The sequence below is a fragment of the Massilia sp. BSC265 genome, from assembly GCF_000740675.1.
GTDB lineage: Bacteria > Pseudomonadota > Gammaproteobacteria > Burkholderiales > Burkholderiaceae_D > Telluria.
In genome coordinates, this window is sequence record NZ_JPXI01000034.1 from 51,155 (window position 1) to 72,511 (window position 21,357).

Sequence of the window (21,357 nt, forward strand, 5' to 3'; positions counted from 1 at the left end):
GAATTCAACTGATAGTTGAACGCGTGGGCAGGGAACCTGTCTACCCTACAACTGCGCTCCGTTCGATTGCCTGAGTTCCTCGCGCAGGAATTGCAGCAGGATTACCGTCTTGGCGTCATTGATGCCGCCTTCCTTCACCTGCCGGAAGGCCTCGTCGATATCCATCTCGAGGACCTCGATGTCCTCGCCTTCTTCTTCCTTGCCACCGCCTTCGCCCTTGCGGTCGCGCTCCTCGTACTCCCCCAGGAAGCAGTGCACCGTTTCCGTCAGCGCGGAAGGGTTGGGGAAGAACTCGATCACCTTGCGCAGCCCATGGCCCCGGAAGCCTGTCTCCTCGCACAGTTCGGCGCGTACCCGCGTGGCCGGATCGGCATCGTCCAGCATGCCGGCCGGGACTTCGATGATGAAGCCGTCATGGCCGGCCAGGCGCGCGCCGATGCGGAACTGTCGGGTGAGCAGGACGGTGCGCTTGTCGCGGTTGTAGAGCAGCACGGCGGCGCCGCCGGCGTTGTGGTAGACCTCGCGGGTCTCTTCCTGCTCGCTGCCGTCGCGGCGGCGCTGGCTGAAGGTGACTTTGCTGAGCTGCCAGTAGTCGTCGGAGAGGGTTTCCTGCTCGAGGATGCGAATCGGGTCGTTGTCGTTTGGCATAGAAAGCTCCGGATGCGTTTGGAAACGACTATAGCGCCCCGACGTAAAAAAAGCCGCCCGGCTTGCACCGGGGCGGCTTTCAATCAAACCGGCAATCCGATTAGAACTTGTAGCTTGCGCTCACGCGGAAATAACGGCCCATTGCGTTGTGCAGCTGGGTGTTGAAACCTTCGGTCGGGTAGCGCGGATCGTATGGCGCCGCGGTGTCGAAGATGTTCTTGATGTTGCCCGACAGGGTCCAGTTCTTGAAGCCAGTATACGAGTACGCGACGTTGAACGTGGTCCATTCCGGCACCTGGCAATCGGTCACCCAGTTGCTGAACTTCTCCAGGCCGCCCAGTGCATAGGCGCCGGCCGGCTGGCCCTTGCCGTAGTGGCAGTACGGCACCGGGTAGGTGACGTTGTTGTCGGTGCGGCGCAGCAGCGAGACCGGCGAGACGAAGTCCACCGAGCCGGTCACCGAGTGCGGGCCCTTCGACCAGTTGGTCGACAGGTGTGCGCGGTGACGCGGGATGTCGCCCACGGTGATCGCCCAGTCCGAATAGCCGCCGGCGGTGCCGACGACGTTCGCTTCACGCTCGCCCGGACGCTCCGAACGCTTGAAGGTCAGCGCGTAGGACCAGTCGAACTTGGTGGTCAGGCGGCCGTTTTCGCCCAGGTTCAGGCGGTGCGCCACTTCGAAGTCCAGGCCCGAGGTCTCGGTTGCGCCCTGGTTCACGTAGTAGCGGTTCACGGCGGTCAGCGGACCGGTGCCGGGAATCGGCTGGCCGTTGGCGCCGATCACGAAGTTGAGCGGGTTGGTGTCGCGGATGGCCAGGCCCGGGTACAGGTCCGGGTGGTCCACCACGTAGCCGGCCGACAGCAGGGCGGTTTCGTCTTCCTTGCGGATCTTGTAGTAGTCCACCAGGATGTCGATGTTCCTGGTCGGGGCGATGATCGCGCCGAACGAGAAGCTCTTCGAGGTTTCCGGCTTCAGGTCCGGATTCGCCTTCGAGCGCGACGAGATCCGGCGTGCGCAGTCCGACGAATCGGCGCCGCTCAGCGGGTTCTTGCCGTCGGGGCAGCGCAGGCTGTCCACGACGGTCGAGAACGACTGCACGCCGCCTTCGGCGATCTGCGACAGGGCCGGAGCACGGAAGCCTTCGGCGTAGGAGGAACGGAAGGTCAGCTTGTCGTTGACGATGAACTTGGCGCCGACTTTCGGCACGAAGCTGGATTCAAGCGGATACTTGTCGTAACGGCCGGCGAAGTCCATTTCGAAGTTCTTCGTGAACGGGGTACGCACTTCGACGAAGGCCGACTTGACCATGCGCTTGCCGTTGACCAGCGAGTTGGCCAGGCCGATGATGTTGCCGACTTGCGTTTCGTAGTCCGGGGTCAGCGCCAGCTTTTCCTGGCGGATTTCGCCGCCGAAGGCCACGCCGATGTCGCCCCCTGGCAGCTTGCCGATCGTGGTCGATGCCTTGGCATCGAACTGGCTGACCTGGGCATAGCCCTCGTTCACGACGTCGCGGTAGGCGTTCGGGTCGGCTGCGGTCTGCGCCAGGGTGCGGTTTTCGCTGCGGATGCGCTCGATGGTCGGGCGGTACAGGAAGCCGTTCATGGTCTCGGTGCGCTCGCTGCGGTTCAGCAGCAGGGCGGTTTCCCAATCCCAGGCGCCGGTGCTGCCCTTCAGGCCGGCCAGCAGGCGGCCCGACTGGTTGACGTTCTTCGAGCCGCCTTCGACGCCGACGAAGCGGTAGCCCACGGCTGCGCGCGAGGTCGTCCACGGGTTGTCCGGGTGGCCGGCCGGCAGGATCAGCTGGTAGTCGCTGGCCGTGCCGTCGGCGCGGAACACGGTCGTCGGCGAGGTCGACAGGATGGTCGACGAGTTGCTGGTGTATTCGCGCTCGGTGCGGGTATAGCCGGCTTCGACGAAGGCGGTAATGCTAGGGGTGACCTGGAAGGTCAGCTTGCCCAGCAGGTTGGCGTCATTGCCCTTCGACTGCGCTTCCTGGTTGCTCCAGGTGTCGTAGTTGCAGAAGGTGCGGCCGTTCAGCATCGAGGTCGCGGTCAGGTTGTGGCGGTCGCGGTTGCCGGTGATCCGCTGTGACGGCTCGCAGCCGAGGCGGTTGATGATGTCCGCGCCGGTCGCCAGGGTGGTGGCGAAATTGCGCGCGCCGGCGGTACGCTCGCGGAAGAAGAACGGCTGGTCCGAGAGGTAGCTGCCGTATTCGTTCAGGCGGGCGTTGATGTCCGCGTACATGTGCTGCTTGACGTCGCGGGCATCGCGGATGCCGGTACGGTCGCGCGAAGCCAGGTCGAAGGTGAAGAAGGCGTTGTAGCGGTCTTCCTGCAGATCGCCGAAGCCGAACACGCCCGACACGTTGCGGCGCGCGAACTCGAGGTTGTCGTTGGCGCTGGTCGCGGCAGTGATTTCGCCGCCCTGGTAGTTCGGCTTGGTGATGAAGTTGATCACGCCGGCGATCGCGTCCGAGCCGTAGACGGCCGAAGCGCCGTCCTTGAAGATCTCGACGCGTTCGATTGCCGAGACCGGGATCGTGTTCAGGTCGTACACGGCCGACTTGCCCTGGTTCGGGTCGGCGTAGGCCGACGCGGTGATGCGGCGGCCATTGAGCAGGATGAGGGTCGACGACGAACCGAGGCCGCGCAGCGACGCGGTCGAGGCGCCTTTCGAAAAGCTGCCGTCGGTGATGTCGTTCGAGGTACCCGAGCCGAAGGCCGGGATGGAATGCAGCAGTTCCGACACGGTGTTGGCGCCGGTCGCGGCGATCTGCTTGGCATTGATGGTGGCGACCGGCGAGGAACCTTCCTTGTCGGCGCGCTTGATGTTCGAGCCCGTTACATAGACTTTCTGGACCGATGCATCTGCGGCTTGCTGTGCAAACGCGGCGCTGGTCGAGGCCAGTGCCACAGCGACAGCGATGACGCTGCGCTTTACTACGAGTTGCTGCTGCTTAGACAAAATATCTCCGAAACTTCTGAAACACAACCGCGGCCCGCACGCGGGGCGGCGTCTTACCCTTGTTGATGAGGTCTCAGGCGAAGTGTGAATATTCACCTGAGTTCGCCATCAAAACATTCCGGACGGACAAAAGTCAAATTTGACTGGTAAATTGTTTGTTCGATTGTTTGATAATTGCGACACACATGAGTAAAGTTCATGGCGTATAGGGCGAAACCTTATAGGTTTTGTCAATATGGCTAAGAAAAACTAATTCATTCCTTAAGAAAAAAGGCCGGCAAAGCCAGCCTTTGTATAGACAGATGTGAATATTCACATCGGGGCTTGCCTGCGCATCAACCTTGAGCGCGCTCGGCCACGTAGATCTCGACGCGGCGGTTGCGTGCGCGGCTCGAAGCATCGGTGTTCGAGGCAATCGGCTCGCGCGAGCCGCGGCCCTCGATCGTGATCCGGCCCGGGTTGACGCCACGCGCGGACAGGTAGTCGCGGGTGCGGGCGGCACGGTCGACCGACAGCGGCTGGTTGATCGCGTCGGTGCCGGTGTTGTCGGTGTGGCCGATGATGACCACGGTGGTGGCCGGGTTTTCCTGCAGCGTGCTGGCGAAGCGGTCGAGCACCGGCTGGAAGTTGGACTTGATGTCGGAGCGGCCGGTGTCGAACGACACATCGCTCGGGATGTCGAGCTTCAAGCGGTTGTCGGCGGTCTGGCTGACTTGCACGCCGGTGCCGCGGGTTGCCTGCTCCATCGCCTGCTTCTGGGCTTCCATGCGCTTGGACCAGATGTTGCCGATCACGGCGCCGGCAGCGGCGCCGATCGCAGCGCCGCCGGCAGTGCGCTTGCCGCCGCCGCCGCTGGTGCTGGCGCCGACGATGCCACCCAGGGCCGCGCCGATGCCGGCGCCCTGCGAGGTGCCGCGCTGGACCGGGTCCATGTTGGCGCAACCGGTGGCGGTAAAGGCCACGAGGGAAGCGGCGATAAGGGATTGAGTGAGTTTGGTTTGCATGGTGGGTCTCCTTAACAAAAAATCCGCTTCGCGGTCATGCTTGCCGGGTACGCCTGCAGGCATGACTGAGAAGCGGATTGGGTCTTACAAAAATTTTTCAACAACTAACAACTATATACCCCGCCCACTGATCAGGCGCACCAGGATCATGATCACGGCAACGACCAGCAGGATATGGATGAAGCCGCCGATGGTGTACGAAGTCACCAGTCCGAGCAGCCACAGAACGATCAGAATGACGGCAATTGTATACAACATGATGTTGCTCCTTCCTGGAATCACGCGTTGTTCGCGTCGTGATTCCAGTTTGCCGCTGCCTACTGCTGGCCTCTGTACGATGGCGTACTTACTGCCAAATTAACAGCGCTGAGGCAAGTCAGGCGTGGCCGTTTTCCTTGCGCAGGCCTGGAATCCAGCCCATGAAACCCAGCAGGCCCGTGACCCCGATCAGGCAGGTCACCAGGCCGCCAGCCACCAGGAACAGCACGTCTTGCGGCTGCAGCCCGCCCGCTGCGGTCTCGCCCGGCGGATGCGCGGACAGCAGGCCGAAGCCTGCGACAATCATTCCCCAAATGATAATGCCGATCCATGCCATGCTGTTCATGATGCTTTTCCCCTTGAGATGGTATTTTCTGCACCGCACGCAGTGATAGCGTCCTGTCATTGTCGGGGTAGCTCAGCCATTGGTCCGTGCGCTGCCGCACATTGCTTTCAGAAAATTATCTTTACGAAATAAAAGCCGGGAGCCTTGCGCCAACCCGGCTTTCGCTGATGGGAAAGTAACTCAGGCAACCGAGCGCAAGCGGCCCTTGACGATGCGCACACGGTCGCCGCTGCGCCATGCCGGCGGGCTGCTCTGGCGGAAGGTGCGCAGGGTGCCGTCGTCGAGGCGCACGCGGATCTCGTAGCTGGTGGTGGCTTTCATATTACCTTCGACCTGGTTGCCGACCACCGCGCCGCCGACGGCGCCGGCCGCGGTGGCGATGGTGCGGCCGGTGCCGCCGCCGATCTGGTTGCCGAGCAGGCCGCCGATGACGGCGCCGCCTGCAGCGCCCAGTCCGCTGCCTTCGGCGCGCTGCTTGATGGCACGGACCGATTCCACGTTGCCGCAGTTCGAGCACCAGTTGCGGCCGGTGTCGGCGGCAGCCACCTGCACCGGTTTCCTCGCCGGCTTGCTCGCGGGTGCCTCGTATTCGCGTTCGACCACGCGAGTCGGCGCCGGGACCATGGCGGCGGCTGCCGCGGTCGCAGGCGCAGGGATGTCATTGCTGGCCGGGGCATGGGCCGGCGCCGGCGCGACCGGCTGCGCCGCATAGACGGCCGGCGCGCCGCTGTTCGGCGGCTGCACGTAGCCCGGCGCCAGCTGCTGGCCAGGCGCGGCAGCAACGACGCCCGGCGCCGGCTGCGGCGCACCCTGGGGCAGGGTAGAGGCCAGCGCCAGGCGCTCGGCTTCGCTCAGCTGGCGCTCCTTGTTGCCGCCCACGGAAGAGGGGATCCAGCCCAGGATGGCCGCGGTGCCGACCAGGCTGAACAGCAGAACCGCGAGTGCGGCCAGGATCATCAGCGGGTGCATGCGTCCGCGTGCGGACGGGGTGGGTGAGGTGTTCATGCGGGTTCCTTTCGGAGAAGTCTTGTTGAGGCCGTGTTGCTCCGGACGCTGGGCATGCACCGGCCTGTGCATTGACAGATTGTCCTCAGGAACAACAAGCGGTTCCGTGCGTCACCGTACATACCGGATTGGAGGGGGGCGGTTACGCTGGCCTAAATTGTTTGCAAATGTATCCGACAGACGGTTGGCCTATTGGTATGCAGTCCCCACGCGAGAATCCGATGAATTTTGCCGCACCGCCGCCGATTGCCGAGCACAACAGCAACCTGCTGCTGGCCGCGCTGCCGCCGCAGGAACTGGCGCAGATGCTGCCCTTGCTCGATCCGGTCACCGTCGCAGTCGGGGATGTGCTGTGCGAAGCCGGCGACCCGCTGCGCCACATTTACTTTCCGCATGATTGCCTGATCTCGCTGATGGGCGTGGCCGAAGGCCGCATGACGCTCGAGGTGGGGCTGGTCGGGCGCGAGGGCATGGTCGGCGCCACGGTGGCGCTCGGCCACGACACCACCCAGGTGCGCGCCGTCGTCCAGCGGGCCGGCAGCGCCAGCCGCATGGACAGCAACCGTTTCCGCGCCGAGGTGGCGCGCAATCCTTCGCTGCAGCGCGTGCTGTACCGCTACACGGATACGCTGCTGGCGCAGGCCATCCAGATCGCCGTCTGCAGCCGCTTCCACGTGCTGGAGGCAAGGCTGGCGCGCTCGCTGCTGGTGACGCGCGACCGCCTGCAGTCCGACAAATTCCACCTGACCCATGAGTTCCTTGCACATGCGCTCGGCGTGCGCCGGGTCGGCGTCACCAAGGCCGCCAGCGCGCTTCAGCAACAGGGCCTGATCAACTACAGCCGTGGGAATATCGAGATCCTCGATCCGGAAGGACTGGCGACGGCCTCCTGCACCTGCTACGAGATCGTGAAGGAGTGTAGTCCGGTGGAATACATTCCGCGGACACTTCCTTGACCAGACCCGCCCAGCGCCCACATCCTCCATGAATTGACGAGCGATCTGTGCATGCGTTGGCTGAACGCGCGGTCGGCATGCCGGCCACCCTACGCCCCCCCCGCAAACACAAAAAAAGCCTGGCATCGCCAGGCTTCCTTGTCCAGCTATCGGGCAATCGATCAGTTGGTCTTGCCGACCTGGTTGCCGACGACGCCACCCACGGCTGCGCCGCCAACGGTGCCGACTGCGCTGCCACCGGTCAGGGCGCCGCCGATCACGGCACCGGCGCCAGCGCCGATCGCGGTGGCCTTGTCTTGCTGCGACATGCCGGCGCAGCCGGTCAGGCCGAGGGCAGCGGTTGCCAGGGTTGCGGTCACTACCAGTTGTTTGATGGTTTTCATGTTGATCTCCTTTACGGTGGGTTATTTCAAGCGCAAGTCATTCCTGACCGACTTCACGCCTTTTACGGTCCGGGCAACCGATGCCGCGGCCGCCACACTATCTGCCGAACTGACGAATCCGCTCAGCTGTACGACGCCTTGCTCGGTCTCGACGTCGATCTCGAATACCTTCAGCGTCGGTTCACGTACGATGGCAGCCTTGACACCGGCGGTGATGGTGGCATCGTCGACATACTGCGCCACCGGCCCAACGCTGCCCGACGTCGCGCATCCCGCAACCTGGCCCAAGGCCAGCATGACCACCAGGGCGGTCGTGATACCGGTTCGCTTCATGCTGCGATGTTCGTCGAGTCCATGTGTCCAATATACTGTTTCGGTTCGAACTGATCTGTTCGACAACTCACAGTGCCGTGTAAAAAATGTTTCAGCGACGCTGGGACTGGCCCGGCGGCGGCGCTTTCGGCTTCTCGCGCGACTCGGCCAGCAGGCGGGCGCAGTCGCTGTCCTTCCCCGGCCCGGTATTGATTAGAGGGAGCAGGGCAGCAACTGGCGTGACGGCGGCAAGTGCGATGGCGCTGCCTGCCTTCATTGCCAGCACACCCTTGTCCACCGATACGTCCGGCTCGCTGAACGGTCCGCGCACGTAGAACGGCGAACGCAGCGAGAACAGGCGGAGTCCCTTCGTTTTCGGGTCGATGCGCAGGTCCAGCTGCTCGTTGGCCAGGTTGATGCTGCCATTGATGTTGACGAGCGCTTCATTCGTGTCCACGACGAAATAGCGTGTACGGGCAATGCCGTTGGTCACGGCAAAATCGGTGGCCATGCAGTGGAGCTGCACCTGCTTGTCACCGAACAGCTTGGTAACGATGATATTTGCCACGTTCAAGCCCATCATCTCGAGCAGCAGCTTGCTGACCTGGCCTTGATTGATCAGGGTCTTCAGTTCGCCGTTCGAGCCAGCCAGCAGGCTGGCCACCGAGTTACCCTGGGCAGTGAGGCTGGCGTCGCCGCTGATGCTGCCCACCGAAGCCTGCAGCTGCTCGATCTTCGGGAACAGCTTCTTGATCTCGATCTGGCGCGCGGTGACTTTGGCCTGGGCCTTGATCGCCTTCGGGCCCTGGCGCCCGCGTCCGTCCAGGCGGATGTTGGAACGCACCGTCCCGCCCGCCAGCGTGAATTCCAGCGGCTCGAGGTTCAGCACGGCGTTGTCCATCTTCAGGTGAGTCGACAGCTTGCTGATGGGGAAGGCGGTTTCTCGAACGATGCGGTCGGCCGAGAAGCGCACGTCGGCGTCCAGCTTGTTCCAGCGTTCGGTCTTGAACTCCTCGACCGGCAGCACCTTGCCCGCCGGCTGCGTCACCTCGGCGTTGCGCGCCTTCCTGGCGGCGGTGTCGTCGGCGCCGATCAGCGGCGCCAGGTCGGCGAACACCAGCTGGCGCGAGCGCACCGTGCCCGACAGCTTGGGCCGCGGCTCGCCGCTCACGAACTCCAGCCGGCCGCCGATGTCGGACGAACCGACCTTGCCCTTGAAGTCGTCGTAGACCCAGCGGCTGCGCTCTTCGCCGATGGTGCCGGTCAGGCGTCCCGAAGTCGAGTACGGGCCGGTGGTCGGCAGCAGCACACCCGTAAAGTTGAACAGTTCGCCCATGCTGTTGCCGGCCAGCTCGAGCTTGAGGTCGAGTGCGGCCAACGCCGACGGCCGCGTCACCGTGCCCTCGACCGCGATGCGCGACGCGCCCGAGCGCAGCTCGACCTGTACCGGATAGGGCGTGGTGTGCTGCTTGAGCGACAGCACTGCGCCGACCTTGCCGCCGCCCTCGACCTTCGACCCGTTGTAGGTGCCGCCCACCGTGAAGCCGACCCCATACGCGGATGGCCGCCCCGCCCGGTTGTTGTCGAGCGTGCGCACCTGCGCGGTGACATCGGCTTTCGTGACCGCGTCCTTGATGTGGACCACGCCGTCGGTCAGCACCACGCGCTCGACGTCGAGGTTCCAGCGCGACTTTTCCTGGTTACGCTTGAAGGTCCAGTTGTTACGCTTCTCGTCGAGGCGCAGCAGGTCCACGCGCGGGCTGTCGAAGCGCAGCAGCGGGATGCCGATTGTGCGCTTGAGCAGGCCGAAGGGATTCAGCGAGAACGAAAACTGGCGCACGCTCGCCATGTCCTGCGCCGGCAGGCCGGCCGGGTTGCCGATATGCGTGTCGTTGGCAATCAGGTGCGGCCAGGGAATGTGGTCGCGCCAAGTGCGCTCGCCCGGGGCCATGTTCTTTGCGGGACGCTCCCATTCGACATCGAGGTTGCCGCGGATGGCGAAGGGGCGGTCGATGGCGTCGCTCACCTTGGCATTGATCCAGGGGCGCGCCCGGTTCCAATCGAAGGTGAGGATGAACACGATGGCGATTACTGGAATGGCAACCAGGATACCAAGTATGCTCAGGAGTATTTTCGTGCTCTTGCGGCGCGCCGGATGACGGCCCTGCGCCGCCTGCTTGTCGGTCTCGGCCATGGCGGACTTTCGATTGTATGGGGTCGAGACCAGCTTAGCGCAAAGCTTCTTGCACCCTATGTGCGCTGCCTAACGCTCTTCCATTGAGCAGATCGGTACGGCAGGGGCAATGTGCGCCAGCGAACCGAAGGCATGAGATAACAGGTTTATAACGTTACCAAGGACATTTCCTCATCAACAGGAGAATAAAGCGATGGACCAAGAACATGCGATGAGCCGTCTCTTGACGCCGCTGGTTGCCGCCGCCGTGCTGGCCCTGGCCGGCTGCGCCAGCCCCCAGAAGGCACCTGCCACCGCCGACGTGGCGGTGTCGCGCAACGCCGTCGAGAACGCGGTGTCGGCCGGCGCGGCCGAGCTGGCCCCGGCCGAGATCACCGCCGCGCGCGACAAGATGGTGCGCGCCAACGCGGCCCTGGCGGCCAAGGACTACAAGCTGGCCCGCGAGCTGGCGATCCAGGCCCAGGCCGACGCCAAGCTGGCGCAAAGCAAGGCCAACTCGGCCAAGGCCACCGCGGCTGCCGACGCCCTCGACGCCGACCTGCGCGTGCTGCGCGAGGAAGTCGAGCGCGCCAACGCCCCGTCGGCCACGACGACCACGCCGGCAGGCGCGACGCAGTAAGCCGGTGCGCCCAACAAGAAGAAGTTCCCTTCGTCGACCGCCGCGCTAGCGCGGCGCCCAGGAAAAAGGACAAGCCATGAAAAACCGTTCCACGATGTCGCTGCTGGCCGCCGCCGTGCTCGCCACGGCCTGCGCCACTGCCCCGATGACGACGCCGACGCTGGACCAGGCGCGCGCCGATTTCGTCTCCGCCAACAACAACCCGCAGGTATCCCAGTATGCGCCGCTCGAGTTCAAGCAGGCCAGCGACGCCCTCGACCAGGCCAATGCCGCGGCCGCGCGCCGCGAAAGCCTGAACGACGTCGACCGCCTGGCCTACGTGGCCAAGCAGCGCATCGCCACTGCGGTGGAGGTTGCCAGGGGGAAGGCGGCGGAAGCCGACATCGCGAACGCATCGCGCGAACGCGACCAGGTGCGCCTGGCGGCCCGTACTGCGGAAGCCGACCGCGCCAGGCGCGAGGCCGAGGCCGCCCAGGCCCAGGCCGCCCAGGCGCAAGCCCAAGCCCAGGCTGCCCAGCAGCAAGCCGCTGCCGCCCAGCAGCAGAATGCCGCCCTGGCCCAGCGCGCTGCGGTGCTGGAAGCGCTGCTGGTGGAGATGCAGGCCGTCAAGACCGAGCGCGGCTATGTCGTGACGATCGGCGACGTGCTGTTCGCCACCAACCAGGCGACCCTGACTTCGAGCGGGATGTCGACCTTGCGCAAACTGGCCGACGTCATGGCACAGAACCCGAACCGTACCGTGCTGGTCGAAGGGTTTACGGATAGTACCGGCAGTGCCTCTTACAACCAGGAACTGTCGCAGCGTCGTGCCGAAGCCGTGGCATCGGCGCTGGGTACGATGGGCGTGCCGCGCGACCGTATCGCGATGCGCGCCTACGGCCAGGCCTTCCCGGTCGCCCCGAACGATACGGCGGTCAACCGCCAGCTCAACCGCCGTGTCGAGATCGTGCTGTCGAACGAGAACGCACAGATTCCGCCACGTACGGCCGGGCGTTGAGCTGGTTCGTTGTAATAAGGTTCACGAGGTAACTTATGGAAGAAACAAAACACCTGGCGCATGGCTTCGACGTCGCGGCGATCCGCCGCGCGGCGGCCAACCTCGACGACGGCGCCGTCACCGAGGGCTACCAGGCCGACCGCGAGGCGGTCATCGCGATGCTGAACGACGCGCTGGCCACCGAGCTGCTGTGCGTGCTGCGCTACAAGCGCCACTACTACACCGTGAGCGGCCCGAACACCGGCCACATCAAGGCCGAGTTCCTCGAGCACGCCCGGCAGGAGCAAGACCACGCCGACCGCATCGCCGAGCGCATCGTGCAGCTGAACGGATCGCCGAACTTCAACCCGGCCACGCTGACCGCGCGCAGCCATGCCGAATACGACGATTCCGACGACGTACAGGCAATGATCCGCGCCGACCTGATCGCCGAGCGCGTGGCGATCGAATCGTATCGCCAGATGATCCAGGCGATCGGCGACAAGGACCCAACGACGAGCAAGATGCTCACCGACATCATGGCCGTCGAAGAAGAGCATGCCGACGACATGCGCGACCTGCTGGCGTGAGCCGGCTTGGATTTACTCACCATCATCACCCATCGATAACAATGGAGCAGACCATGCTAGACACTACCCGCAGCAACTTCAAATCCCAGGCCCACGGCTACCAGTTCGACAGCAACGCATCCGACGCCTCGTCGGACATGAAGGCACTGGTGCGCGACGCCCAGTCGATGCTGACGGCCGCCGCCGCACTGACGGGCGACAAGGCCGAAGAGCTGCGCAGCCGCGGCATGGAGCTGCTCGACCGCGCGCTGGGCCGCGCCAGCCACTACCAGGGTCAAGCGATGGAAAAGGGCCGGGAACTGGCCCACGAAGCCGATGTCTACGTGAAGGACAACCCGTACCGTACGCTCGCGGTTGCCGCCGGTATCGGCGTGCTGCTGGGCGTCCTCCTGAGCCGTAAGCAATAAGCGCCGCCGGGGACTGCCATGCAAAAAGACGACGCCGTCGTGCATACCCCCGGCCTCATGGGCGGGATCTCCAGCCTCATGAAGAGCCTGTTCGGCCTGGTCGTATCGCGCCTGGAACTGGCCGCTCTCGAGCTTTCCGAGGTGCGCAACCACCTCATCGAGCTCGTGGCCCTGTTCGGCGCGGCCATCCTGGCGATCTGGTTCGCCATTGCCTACGGCACTGCGACGATCGTCGCGCTGGCGTGGGACGAAATGGGCTGGAAGATCCTGCTGATCCTGTTCGTCGTGTTCCTGGTCATCACGGGCGTACTGGTGGCGAAGGGCCTGGCACTGCTCAAGCAGGACAAGCTCTCCTTCCCGGCGACCATGAAGGAACTGAAGAACGACCGCGACATGCTGCTCTAAGCGGCGACACGAAGGAGGGGAAACATGCACAATCATGATGGAACGACCGGATTGGCCGGCCACAAGCACAGCCTTGATCCGGTAGTGCGCAAGGAGGAATTATTGCGCGAGGGCGAATTCTTCCGCAGCAGCGTGGTGCACGCGCGGGCGCAAATCCGCCATGCGGCGCGCCCCGAGGTGATGCTGCACGGAGCAATCGACCAGGCTACCTGGGCCCTGCGCGCCCGCGCCGACGCCATGCTGAAGCCAACGGGCACCAGTGTGTCGGTGCTGATGCCTTACGGACTGGCGCTGTTCAATTTTATTCGCCAGCGCAATCTCGGCAAGCCTGCCGGCGCCGCCGCCATCCTGCTGGGTGTGGCGGGCTGGTACATGAACAAGCGCCGTGCGCAACAGCAACAGCTGAGCTGATACGGCAAGACGAACACCTGACTGAATATGGTGGGGCTTGAGCGGCGTCGCAATCATTGATTGCACGCCGTTTTTTTTGCCAGTATGGATGAGTCGCGAATGACTGCGGCTGTGCAACTGGCGTTTGCAGGGAATCGTGGGCATGGGCGGCCCTGCCGCGGGTATGCAAGGGGCGGCGCCAAGCGGAGGCGGGTTCGTACGGCCGGCGGACGATTGCTACCGTACGATGAAAGGCTGAATCGGCGATGCCGGCCGGTCAAGGTGTCTGTGCCGCTCCACCGATGCCCGCCTTGGCCTGCGCCATGTCGCGCTGGTAAGTCGCGCGCGCTTCCTGCATGCACGCGTTGCGCTCGGCTGCCGGTGCTCGCTTGCAGGCGTTCCTCGCTTCCTGCAGCGCCGCACCGATTTCCTTCTGCAGCGTGCGCAGCCGGGCCTGGCTTGTCGCGTCTTCGCGGTACCAGCGCGCCGGGTCGCCTTGGGCGATCTCGCGCGCCTGCTTGCTGGCGACGGCAGGGTCGACGAGGGCGTCGGTGCTGGTCTGGGTCGGGTTTTGGGCGTGGGCGAGCAGGGCGCTGCCGAGCAGGCAGGCACAGGCTCCGTGCAGTACGGTCGCAAGGGTACGCATGGTGTCCTCCAGGGATGTGGAAGAAGCGCTGCGACAAGAGCTGCCGCAGCAGCAGGGACGCCGGGCCGGGAGAAGCGGGCTGTCCGCCGCTTCTCGCCGGTCACGGCAGCCGGAGGCGATCAATAACGGTAGACGCGACCGTCGACGATGCGCACGCGGTTGCCCACGCGCAGGTCGTACACGCTGTCCTGGGTCACCGTGCGGTACTCGCCATTATCCATGCGAACGTTGACCTGGTACATCTCGGCGCCACCGGCCTGGCGGTTGCGTTCGACGTTGTTGCCGATCGCCGCGCCGGCGACACCACCGGCGACGGTCGCCGCGGTGCGGCCGCTGCCGCTGCCGACCTGGTTGCCGGCCAGCGCGCCGACCACGCCGCCCAGGATGGCGCCGGCGCCGCTGGTGCGGTTGCCGCCGTCGACCACCTGGATCGACTCGATCGTGCCATAGCCCATCGATACATTGTTGTAGCCGCTGTTATAGCCGCTATTGGACGCGTACGGATCCGACGAGGTACTGGCGCAGCCAGTAAGGAGGGCGGTAGACGCCAGCACGGCAGCAGCAAGGGTACGGGTTGCTTTCATGTTGTTCTCCTGACAAAAGTATGACTCCAGAATAATCACTGCCGTGCAAGGGGTCTGTGCGTTGCCTAACCGTCCTTGCCTAGCATATTCAACCGCGAGTTCGATCCATTTACAGATGAGTTGTTGCAGGAGGCTTGCTGTGTTCGGCACCGAACAGAAACCACGACAGCTGACGTGTAAAACGTCATTAGCGTGTTGACAAATGGAGAATAAAAAATGAAAACATCCCATGCATTCCTGCTCATCGGCGCCGCGCTCGCCTGGGCTGGTTCGGCGCGGGCGCAAGCCATGCCGGACCCGAAGACGGCCTATGAACAGGCCAAGGCCACGGCCGAAGCGAACTACAAGGCGGCCCGTGCCCGCTGCGGCCAGATCGCCGGCAATCCGCATGACCTGTGCATGGCCGAAGCCCGTGCCGCACGCGTGCGGGTCGAGGAAGAAGCCGAGGCCGCGTACAAGAACACCCTGTCGGCCTATACCGCGGCCCGCATGCGCATCGCGTCGGCCAACTACGACCGCGACAAGGTGCGCTGCGCCGCCGTCACCGGCAACGACCGCGACGTCTGCCTGGAGCAGGCCAAGGCGACCCTGGTCGCAGCGCAGGCCGATGCCAAGGCCGACCGCAAGGCCATCGAGGCGCGCCAGGATGCGCGCGAAGACAAGCTTGCCGCGGAATACCGCGTCGCCATCGAGAAATGCGACGCCTATGCCGGCGCCGTCAAGGACCAGTGCGTCACCGCCGCCAAGACCGCGTTCGGAAAATGACGCGGTACCGGCTTGCCGGTACCGCCCACTTGCCCGCATGGGCTTTGTCTGTAGTTCGACCACCATCGTTTTTTCGCAGTTTTATTCTAAGGAGCTATCATGAAAATCGCACAACGCCTCGTCACCGCCGCCTTCACCGCCGCTGTCGCCATCACCGCCGTCGGCTGCTCGTCGAACCCGACCTCGAAAACCGCTGGCGAGTACGTCGATGACGCCGTGATCACCACCAAGGTCAAGGCAGCGTTCGCAGCCGACCCGACCGTCAAGGCGACCGAAGTGAACGTGGAAACCTACAAGGGCGACGTCCAGCTGTCGGGCTTCGTGGCCGAACCGCGCGACGCGCAGCGCGCCGTCGAAATCGCGCGCGGCGTACAAGGTGTAACCTCTGTGAAGAACGACATCCGCGTCAAGTAATCCCAGCGCCGGGGCGGCCCGGCTCCATTGTCAAGGCACGATCCATGCAGCTCGCACCATCCGAACCTGTCGAACCAGCTGCAGATCCGGTTGCCCCCGCTGCAAACGCGCCCGATAATGCCGCCCCGGCGACGCCGGCCCCACCTTCATCCGGTGCGGGACACGGCGCCGAGCCCGGCCCTGCAGGCGACGAGCTCACGTTGCACGTGGGCGGCCTGCGGCTGCCGACTCATGTGAACGCCCGCGGGCTCTCGCTCGGCATCCTTGCCACCATCGCCACCCTGTTCGCGCTCCAGTGGGCGCAGAAATTCTTCGTGCCGCTCCTGCTCGGCATCTTCATCGCTTATACCCTCAACCCCGTCGTGCGCTGGCTCGAGCGCTGGCACGTCAAGCGCGTCATCGGCGCGACCCTGGTCACCGCACTCATCATGGGGGCGCTCGGCGGCACCCTGTACCGCCTGCAGGGCGAATTCTTCAACATCATCGACGAGCTGCCGTCCCTGACGACCAAGGTCACGAAGATCCTGACCAACAGCACAGGCCAGCGTTCGACCATCCAGCAGGTGCAGGCCGCCGCCGCCGAGATCGAGCGCGCCGCCTCCAGCGCCACCGGCGGCGACGAGCGCCGTGCGATCCAGAAACGCACCCAATCGGTACCACCGGTGCCGGCGGCCGGGGGCGGCAGCAGCATCCGTGTGATGGACTGGGTGCTGGCCGGCTCTGTCGGCCTGGCGACCTTTCTGTCGCAGGCCACCATGGTGGTGTTCCTGGTGTTCTTCCTGCTGCTCGCGGGCGACACCTTCAAGCGCAAGCTGGTCAAGCTCACCGGCCCTTCGCTGACACGGAAAAAAGTCACCGTCCACATCCTGGACGACATGAACAACGCGATCCAGATGTACATGTTCATGCTGCTGGTGACGAACGTGCTGCTGGCGCTGCTGACCTGGGCGGCGCTGCGCGCCATCGGCCTCGAGAATGCCGGCGCCTGGGCGGCCTTTGCCGGGGTCGCCCATGTCGTCCCTTACTTCGGCCCGCTCCTGATCACCATCGCGACGGGCGCCGTGGCTTTCTTTCAATTCGAGTCGCTGCGTATGGTCATTCTCGTGGCCGGTGCTTCGCTCGGCATTGCAACCTTGGTCGGCATGGTTGTTGCAACCTGGATGACCGGCAAGATCGCCAAGATGAACCCGGCGGCCGTGTTCGTGAGCCTGCTGTTCTGGGGCTGGCTGTGGGGAATGTGGGGATTATTGCTCGGCGTGCCCGTCGTGATGGTGCTGAAGGTGGTGGCCGATCGGGTCGAAGGAATGGAAGTCGTGGCAGAGTTGCTGGGCGAGTAAGCTCTTCCTGTGGGTGGCCGGCAAACCGGCCACCTGCCAAACCCAATTCAGACGGCGCGGCCGTCTTTCCAGGTCGCCGTCGGTTCCGGTGGCTCTGCCTTATTCTTGTCCCCGGTCTCATGCGCCGGCTTGTGCTTCAAGCTGCCCATCTTGAGCGCATACTGACGCGCGAACTCGGCGCCCAGGAAGAAAATCTGCGCCGAATAATACACCCAGAGCAGCAGGGCGATCAGCGAGCCGGCGGCGCCGAAGCTGTCCGTGGTGCCGCTGTTGCCGATATAGAGGCCGATGCCGAATTTGCCGAGCGTGAACATCGCGGCCGTGCCCAGTGCGCCGATCGTGACGTCGTGCCAGGACAGCGTGATTCGCGGCAGCAGTTTATAGATCACGCCGAACAGGGTGGCGATTACCAGGAAACTCACGGCCGAGGCGACCCAGCGCATGATAACGGCGGCCTCTTGCCACATGCCGCCAATGTAGGACTCGACCACGGCCAGTGCCGCGCTGACGACCAACGAGACCATCAGCAGGAAGCCCAGCACCAGGATCAGGCCGAAGGAGAGCAGGCGGGTGCGCACCAGGTTCCAGAAGCCGGCATCCTTCGGTGGCGGAACGTCCCAGATCTCGTCCAGGCTGTCCTTCAACTCGGAGAAAACGGTGGTCGCGCCGACGATCAGCAGCACGAAGGCGACGATGGTGGCGAAGAATCCGCTCTCCTTGTTCTGCGCGCCGGCCAGGATGGCCTGGATGGTTTGGGCGCCCTGCGGGCCCACGAGGCCGCGCAGCTGGGCCAACAATTGTCCCTGGGCCGCTTCCGCGCCATAGAAGAAACCGGCGATGGCGATCACCAGCACCAGCACCGGCGCCAGCGAGAACAAGGTATAGAAGGCCAGTGCCGCGCCCTTGCTGGAGGCGCGATGATCGAGCCATTCCATTACCGCGCAGCGCATCACCTGGATCAGTTCACGCGAATACGGCAGCCATTTTTTGATAGCCATGATTCCTCCAATTGAAAAGGGGGCCGCAGCCCCCTCGGATCTTACGGTGGCGTTCATGCCAGGCCATCCTGCCGTGCGAGACGCAGGGCGCGGCCGGGCATGCGCTGCTGCCGCTTACTGAACGCGTTTCTCGACGGTGATCTGCTCGACTTCGACGCGGCGGTTCGGCTCCAGGCAGTCGATCAGTTCCTTGCGCTTGCGCTGGTTGCACTGTACCAGCGGGTTGGCTTCGCCCTTGCCGTAGGCCTTCAGGCGGTTGCCGTCCACGCCCTTGCTGACCAGGTAGTCGCGTACGGCGTTGGCGCGGCGCTCGGACAGCTTCAGGTTGTACCGTTCCGAACCCAGGCGGTCGGTGTAGCCGGTGATGTCGACGTCGGTCACGCTCGGGTCGGCCTGCAGGGCGGCAGCGATGTCATCCAGCTTCGGCGACGGCATGATCAGGTCGGCCTTGTCGAAATCGAACAGCTTGGTCGCTTCGAGGGTGACCTTTTCGAAGCGCGGCGGTGCCGGCGGCGGGGCGACCGGTGCCGGTGCCGGTGCCGGCGCTTCCGCAACCGGAGCCGGGGCCGGTGCCGGTGCCGGCGGTGCCGGTGGCGGGTTGAAGGCGTAGTTCAGGCCGACGGTCAGGTATTTGTTGTTGGCGCGGCGGAAGCCGAACTCCTCGTTGTCGCGCAGGAAGCCGCGCACGGCGCGCAGGTCAGCCTGCAGCGACCATTGCGGGGTCAGCGATGCCTGGAAGCCGAGGCCTGCGGTCAGGAAAGGCGAATTCTTGCCGACATTGCGCAGCGGGTTCTGCACCTTGTCGCGCTCGACGCCCAGGCCCAGCAGCACGAACGGACGGAAGCGATCGCGCGAGAACATCAGCAGGGCGTCCGCGCCCAGCAGGGTCTGGCGGTAACGGGCAGGACCGTCTTCGAAACGGACCTGGCTGCCGCCGAACTGGATGTCCCACATCTGGTTCACGGCCTTGCCGAACTTGAGGCCGCCGCCCCAGTCACGGTCATCGACGCCGAAGCGGGCGTCCGGCTTGGCGTGGATCACGCTCGGCTGGATATACCACGACGGGTTGATCTCTTGGGCCATGGAGCTGCCGGCCGCGCACAGCAGGGCGGCGGCCAGGGCGATCTTCTTCGTATTATTCACAGGTGACTCCCATAAGGTGAAGGGTTATTGACATCGCATGCCACGGATGTTGGATAAAGACTAACAGTGCAAGTTCCGCAATCTCGGTGCGGTACCGCACCCAGCATGGACAGACTGTGCAATTTTACAACAGTGGTAAAAATGCCACACGGGCGGGGGTGTGCACCGTATTGGTGCATGGTCTTAAAGATAGGAAACAAGCATGACGGGTGAGCGTCGGCAAGCAGTCTTATCAATAATGCTTGCAGGAATGGTTCTGAATGTTGGATGGCGCACAGACCGAGGTGTCTGACACAGGCAATCTTGAGGCCAGTTAAGCGGAACCGAGGTGTTGTCAGGGTGTCAAACGACACACAGCGACCCGGACCACACAGTCTCACTCTCTAACACGGAGCTCACCAATATGCATGCAACGACCCATCACAACGCGGTGCAAGGCGACATCGGCGCGGTGCACACTTCCAGCAATTCTGCGCTGATCGAACGCGTTCCCCCGCAACCGACCGAGCGCGCGCCCATTTCGCTGGCGCCGATCGAACGTGTCCGTTCGACCTCGGCCACGCAGCGCCGGATCGAAAACATGCAGAAACTGATCAACGAACTGTCGACCCATGAAATGCTGGCCGACGAAATCGCATGGTTCCTGAAGTTCTCGCCGTCGGGCGCACGCAAGTACATCCGTGACCTGCGCGAAGCCGGCGTCATCGAACTGGCACGCTATATCGAAGGCACCGCCACCTACCTGGGCAAGGCCGTGTACCAGATCTGCCCGGACCAGGAGCGCGTCAAGGCCTTCCTGGCAGCGATCTGCCAGCCGAAGCGCGAAGGCGCCGCCCCGCGCAAGGAACGCCCGGGCCTGCGCGAGCAGAACATGGCCGGCAGCGGCCGCCATTTCCACATCCTGGCGGACGACACCCACTACGCGATCCGGGTGAACCGCAGCCCGGTCACCCGCGATCCGCTGGTGGCAGCGCTGTTCGGCCCGGCCCCGAGCCAGACCGCCAAGGAACGTGCCTGAATAGGCGCCCCCGGCCGGCCGCGGTAGAGACCCGCGGCAGCAACCGGTCCAGACGATCGCTGTCGTCATTCAAGCCGCGCTGAGCGCGGCTTTTGTTTTTCATGTTCTGCCTTGTTCACCTACGCCACTTTCAGCTGAACAATTTTTGGCGATGGTGCGTTGAAATCCGGTTAATAATCCCTACCTCCCTTCCAATGCGGCCGTGCCGCCGCTCCCAGGAAAGGAAGACCGATGCCAAGCACATTACCGACCGCGGAGTCCCTGCAGGGCACGCCGGTTCCGCGCGTGACCTTCAAGGCACGCCCCAACGACGAATGGCTGGACATCAGCACGGACGAGCTATTCAAGGGCAAGACCGTGGTCGTGTTCTCGCTGCCCGGCGCCTTCACGCCCACCTGTTCCTCGACCCACCTGCCGCGCTATAACGAGCTGGCGCCTGTGTTTCGCGAGAACGGCGTCGACGAGATTGTCTGCATCTCCGTCAACGACGCCTTCGTGATGAACCAGTGGAAGATGGGGCAGGATGCGGGCAACATCACTGTCATCCCGGACGGCAACGGCGACTTCACCGAGGGCATGGGCATGCTGGTCGACAAGCGCGACCTCGGTTTTGGCAAGCGCTCCTGGCGCTACTCGATGCTGGTCAAGGACGGGATAATCGACAAAATCTTCATCGAGCCGCAGCGCGAAGGGGACCCCTTCGAGGTTTCGGACGCGGATACGATGCTGAGCCATATCAATCCGAATGCGAAGATTCCCGAGCCAGTGGTCATGTTTTCCCGTCCCGGCTGCCCGCATTGTGCGCGCGCCAAGGCCGCGCTGCGGGAGAATGGCATCGTGTTCACCGAGATTTCGGAAGACCAGAAAATCACGACGAGCGTGCTGCGCGGCCTGACCGGCCGTCTCACCTGGCCGCAGGTATTCGTGGGCGGCAGGCTGATCGGCGGGGCCGACGAGGTGCAGGCCTGGATCGCATCCTTACAGGAAGCCTGAG

25 protein-coding genes are annotated in these 21,357 nt (G+C 64.2%); 12 read left to right on the top strand and 13 right to left on the bottom strand.

Features of this window, described 5'->3' with window-relative positions; genetic code table 11:
• Positions 1–45: 45 nt before the first annotated feature.
• The 6 genes from MA09_RS15330 to MA09_RS15350 all read right to left on the bottom strand — a co-directional run bounded on the left by MA09_RS15330 (position 46) and on the right by MA09_RS15350 (position 6,226).
• Entirely contained in the window at positions 46–648 is a 603-nt protein-coding gene (locus tag MA09_RS15330; RefSeq protein ID WP_036250311.1) for an NUDIX domain-containing protein, read from the bottom strand.
• Positions 649–748: 100 nt separating this feature from the next.
• Positions 749–3,613, bottom strand: coding sequence for a TonB-dependent receptor domain-containing protein (locus MA09_RS15335; protein WP_161783228.1), 2,865 nt, complete (start codon positions 3,611–3,613; stop codon positions 749–751).
• A gap of 335 nt (positions 3,614–3,948) precedes the next feature.
• A complete protein-coding gene (locus MA09_RS15340; RefSeq protein WP_036250316.1) occupies positions 3,949–4,617 on the bottom strand; it encodes an OmpA family protein in 669 nt (222 codons plus the stop codon).
• Between the two features lie 111 nt (positions 4,618–4,728).
• Positions 4,729–4,875 carry a lmo0937 family membrane protein gene (locus MA09_RS24655; protein WP_020652694.1) on the bottom strand — a complete coding sequence of 49 codons (147 nt, stop codon included), beginning with the start codon at positions 4,873–4,875 and terminating at the stop codon, positions 4,729–4,731.
• 118 nt (positions 4,876–4,993) lie between these two features.
• On the bottom strand, positions 4,994–5,221 hold the full coding sequence (locus tag MA09_RS15345) for a hypothetical protein (RefSeq protein ID WP_036250319.1): 228 nt from the start codon (positions 5,219–5,221) through the stop codon (positions 4,994–4,996).
• Positions 5,222–5,401: 180 nt separating this feature from the next.
• Entirely contained in the window at positions 5,402–6,226 is an 825-nt protein-coding gene (locus tag MA09_RS15350) for a glycine zipper 2TM domain-containing protein (RefSeq protein WP_036250322.1), read from the bottom strand.
• A 221-nt stretch (positions 6,227–6,447) separates the two neighbouring features.
• Between MA09_RS15350 and MA09_RS15355 the strand changes: the two genes are divergently transcribed.
• The gene (locus tag MA09_RS15355; RefSeq protein ID WP_036250324.1) at positions 6,448–7,182 is read left to right on the top strand and encodes a Crp/Fnr family transcriptional regulator; all 735 of its coding nucleotides are present in this window, start codon (positions 6,448–6,450) and stop codon (positions 7,180–7,182) included.
• A gap of 161 nt (positions 7,183–7,343) precedes the next feature.
• Here MA09_RS15355 and MA09_RS15360 read toward each other — a convergent pair whose 3' ends face one another.
• The 3 genes from MA09_RS15360 to MA09_RS15370 form a co-directional block, all read right to left on the bottom strand.
• Entirely contained in the window at positions 7,344–7,565 is a 222-nt protein-coding gene (locus MA09_RS15360) for a glycine zipper 2TM domain-containing protein (protein ID WP_036250326.1), read from the bottom strand.
• Between the two features lie 21 nt (positions 7,566–7,586).
• Entirely contained in the window at positions 7,587–7,898 is a 312-nt protein-coding gene (locus MA09_RS15365; protein WP_036250329.1) for a BON domain-containing protein, read from the bottom strand.
• Positions 7,899–7,989: 91 nt separating this feature from the next.
• The gene (locus tag MA09_RS15370; RefSeq protein ID WP_051933494.1) at positions 7,990–10,071 is read right to left on the bottom strand and encodes an AsmA family protein; all 2,082 of its coding nucleotides are present in this window, start codon (positions 10,069–10,071) and stop codon (positions 7,990–7,992) included.
• A gap of 193 nt (positions 10,072–10,264) precedes the next feature.
• On the opposite strand from MA09_RS15370, the gene MA09_RS15375 reads away from it, so the two are divergent.
• From MA09_RS15375 to MA09_RS15400, 6 genes are all read left to right on the top strand, one after another.
• Positions 10,265–10,690 carry a DUF4398 domain-containing protein gene (locus tag MA09_RS15375; RefSeq protein ID WP_051933495.1) on the top strand — a complete coding sequence of 142 codons (426 nt, stop codon included), beginning with the start codon at positions 10,265–10,267 and terminating at the stop codon, positions 10,688–10,690.
• A 76-nt stretch (positions 10,691–10,766) separates the two neighbouring features.
• Positions 10,767–11,687 carry an OmpA family protein gene (locus tag MA09_RS15380; RefSeq protein ID WP_036250333.1) on the top strand — a complete coding sequence of 307 codons (921 nt, stop codon included), beginning with the start codon at positions 10,767–10,769 and terminating at the stop codon, positions 11,685–11,687.
• Between the two features lie 35 nt (positions 11,688–11,722).
• A complete protein-coding gene (locus MA09_RS15385) occupies positions 11,723–12,256 on the top strand; it encodes a bacterioferritin (RefSeq protein WP_036250335.1) in 534 nt (177 codons plus the stop codon).
• A 53-nt stretch (positions 12,257–12,309) separates the two neighbouring features.
• On the top strand, positions 12,310–12,663 hold the full coding sequence (locus MA09_RS15390; protein WP_036250338.1) for a YqjD family protein: 354 nt from the start codon (positions 12,310–12,312) through the stop codon (positions 12,661–12,663).
• Positions 12,664–12,681: 18 nt separating this feature from the next.
• Positions 12,682–13,068 (top strand): phage holin family protein, encoded by a 387-nt coding sequence (locus MA09_RS15395; protein ID WP_036250340.1) that lies wholly within the window; start codon positions 12,682–12,684, stop codon positions 13,066–13,068.
• A 24-nt stretch (positions 13,069–13,092) separates the two neighbouring features.
• Positions 13,093–13,479, top strand: coding sequence for a hypothetical protein (locus MA09_RS15400; RefSeq protein WP_036250343.1), 387 nt, complete (start codon positions 13,093–13,095; stop codon positions 13,477–13,479).
• 256 nt (positions 13,480–13,735) lie between these two features.
• Here the strand turns inward: MA09_RS15400 and MA09_RS15405 are convergent, their stop codons facing one another.
• Together MA09_RS15405 and MA09_RS15410 are read right to left on the bottom strand one after the other, a co-directional pair.
• Positions 13,736–14,104 (bottom strand): hypothetical protein, encoded by a 369-nt coding sequence (locus MA09_RS15405; protein WP_036250345.1) that lies wholly within the window; start codon positions 14,102–14,104, stop codon positions 13,736–13,738.
• Between the two features lie 119 nt (positions 14,105–14,223).
• Positions 14,224–14,688, bottom strand: a complete 465-nt coding sequence (locus MA09_RS15410) for a glycine zipper 2TM domain-containing protein (RefSeq protein WP_036250347.1) — start codon at positions 14,686–14,688, stop codon at positions 14,224–14,226.
• 216 nt (positions 14,689–14,904) lie between these two features.
• On the opposite strand from MA09_RS15410, the gene MA09_RS15415 reads away from it, so the two are divergent.
• The 3 genes from MA09_RS15415 (at position 14,905) to MA09_RS15425 (ending at position 17,204) form a co-directional block, all read left to right on the top strand.
• Positions 14,905–15,453 carry a hypothetical protein gene (locus tag MA09_RS15415; protein WP_036250349.1) on the top strand — a complete coding sequence of 183 codons (549 nt, stop codon included), beginning with the start codon at positions 14,905–14,907 and terminating at the stop codon, positions 15,451–15,453.
• 99 nt (positions 15,454–15,552) lie between these two features.
• A complete protein-coding gene (locus MA09_RS15420; protein ID WP_036250353.1) occupies positions 15,553–15,867 on the top strand; it encodes a BON domain-containing protein in 315 nt (104 codons plus the stop codon).
• A gap of 44 nt (positions 15,868–15,911) precedes the next feature.
• Positions 15,912–17,204: an AI-2E family transporter gene (locus tag MA09_RS15425; RefSeq protein ID WP_081897623.1), complete on the top strand. Its 1,293-nt coding sequence runs from the start codon at positions 15,912–15,914 to the stop codon at positions 17,202–17,204.
• Between the two features lie 47 nt (positions 17,205–17,251).
• Here the strand turns inward: MA09_RS15425 and MA09_RS15430 are convergent, their stop codons facing one another.
• Together MA09_RS15430 and MA09_RS15435 are read right to left on the bottom strand one after the other, a co-directional pair.
• A complete protein-coding gene (locus MA09_RS15430; protein ID WP_051933496.1) occupies positions 17,252–18,202 on the bottom strand; it encodes a YihY/virulence factor BrkB family protein in 951 nt (316 codons plus the stop codon).
• A 114-nt stretch (positions 18,203–18,316) separates the two neighbouring features.
• Complete coding sequence (locus MA09_RS15435; RefSeq protein WP_036250355.1) at positions 18,317–19,345, bottom strand: OmpA family protein; 1,029 nt, start codon at positions 19,343–19,345, stop codon at positions 18,317–18,319.
• A 403-nt stretch (positions 19,346–19,748) separates the two neighbouring features.
• On the opposite strand from MA09_RS15435, the gene MA09_RS15440 reads away from it, so the two are divergent.
• The gene (locus MA09_RS15440) at positions 19,749–20,363 is read left to right on the top strand and encodes a winged helix-turn-helix domain-containing protein (RefSeq protein ID WP_027866105.1); all 615 of its coding nucleotides are present in this window, start codon (positions 19,749–19,751) and stop codon (positions 20,361–20,363) included.
• 231 nt (positions 20,364–20,594) lie between these two features.
• On the top strand, positions 20,595–21,356 hold the full coding sequence (locus MA09_RS15445; protein WP_036250358.1) for a glutathione peroxidase: 762 nt from the start codon (positions 20,595–20,597) through the stop codon (positions 21,354–21,356).
• Position 21,357: the final 1 nt, after the last annotated feature.

Bases quoted from the DNA above. Each gene is read 5' to 3' on its own strand.
- MA09_RS15410 (WP_036250347.1), bottom strand. From the start codon at position 14,688: ATGAAAGCAACCCGTACCCTTGCTGCTGCCGTGCTGGCGTCTACCGCC.
- MA09_RS15440 (WP_027866105.1), top strand. From the start codon at position 19,749: ATGCATGCAACGACCCATCACAACGCGGTGCAAGGCGACATCGGCGCG.
- MA09_RS15420 (WP_036250353.1), top strand. From the start codon at position 15,553: ATGAAAATCGCACAACGCCTCGTCACCGCCGCCTTCACCGCCGCTGTC.
- MA09_RS15395 (WP_036250340.1), top strand. From the start codon at position 12,682: ATGCAAAAAGACGACGCCGTCGTGCATACCCCCGGCCTCATGGGCGGG.
- MA09_RS15425 (WP_081897623.1), top strand. From the start codon at position 15,912: ATGCAGCTCGCACCATCCGAACCTGTCGAACCAGCTGCAGATCCGGTT.
- MA09_RS15350 (WP_036250322.1), bottom strand. From the start codon at position 6,226: ATGAACACCTCACCCACCCCGTCCGCACGCGGACGCATGCACCCGCTG.
- MA09_RS15385 (WP_036250335.1), top strand. From the start codon at position 11,723: ATGGAAGAAACAAAACACCTGGCGCATGGCTTCGACGTCGCGGCGATC.
- MA09_RS15400 (WP_036250343.1), top strand. From the start codon at position 13,093: ATGCACAATCATGATGGAACGACCGGATTGGCCGGCCACAAGCACAGC.
- MA09_RS15370 (WP_051933494.1), bottom strand. From the start codon at position 10,071: ATGGCCGAGACCGACAAGCAGGCGGCGCAGGGCCGTCATCCGGCGCGC.
- MA09_RS15380 (WP_036250333.1), top strand. From the start codon at position 10,767: ATGAAAAACCGTTCCACGATGTCGCTGCTGGCCGCCGCCGTGCTCGCC.
- MA09_RS15345 (WP_036250319.1), bottom strand. From the start codon at position 5,221: ATGAACAGCATGGCATGGATCGGCATTATCATTTGGGGAATGATTGTC.
- MA09_RS15360 (WP_036250326.1), bottom strand. From the start codon at position 7,565: ATGAAAACCATCAAACAACTGGTAGTGACCGCAACCCTGGCAACCGCT.
- MA09_RS15365 (WP_036250329.1), bottom strand. From the start codon at position 7,898: ATGAAGCGAACCGGTATCACGACCGCCCTGGTGGTCATGCTGGCCTTG.
- MA09_RS15430 (WP_051933496.1), bottom strand. From the start codon at position 18,202: ATGGCTATCAAAAAATGGCTGCCGTATTCGCGTGAACTGATCCAGGTG.
- MA09_RS15445 (WP_036250358.1), top strand. From the start codon at position 20,595: ATGCCAAGCACATTACCGACCGCGGAGTCCCTGCAGGGCACGCCGGTT.
- MA09_RS15340 (WP_036250316.1), bottom strand. From the start codon at position 4,617: ATGCAAACCAAACTCACTCAATCCCTTATCGCCGCTTCCCTCGTGGCC.
- MA09_RS24655 (WP_020652694.1), bottom strand. From the start codon at position 4,875: ATGTTGTATACAATTGCCGTCATTCTGATCGTTCTGTGGCTGCTCGGA.
- MA09_RS15330 (WP_036250311.1), bottom strand. From the start codon at position 648: ATGCCAAACGACAACGACCCGATTCGCATCCTCGAGCAGGAAACCCTC.
- MA09_RS15355 (WP_036250324.1), top strand. From the start codon at position 6,448: ATGAATTTTGCCGCACCGCCGCCGATTGCCGAGCACAACAGCAACCTG.
- MA09_RS15390 (WP_036250338.1), top strand. From the start codon at position 12,310: ATGCTAGACACTACCCGCAGCAACTTCAAATCCCAGGCCCACGGCTAC.
- MA09_RS15375 (WP_051933495.1), top strand. From the start codon at position 10,265: ATGGACCAAGAACATGCGATGAGCCGTCTCTTGACGCCGCTGGTTGCC.
- MA09_RS15405 (WP_036250345.1), bottom strand. From the start codon at position 14,104: ATGCGTACCCTTGCGACCGTACTGCACGGAGCCTGTGCCTGCCTGCTC.
- MA09_RS15415 (WP_036250349.1), top strand. From the start codon at position 14,905: ATGAAAACATCCCATGCATTCCTGCTCATCGGCGCCGCGCTCGCCTGG.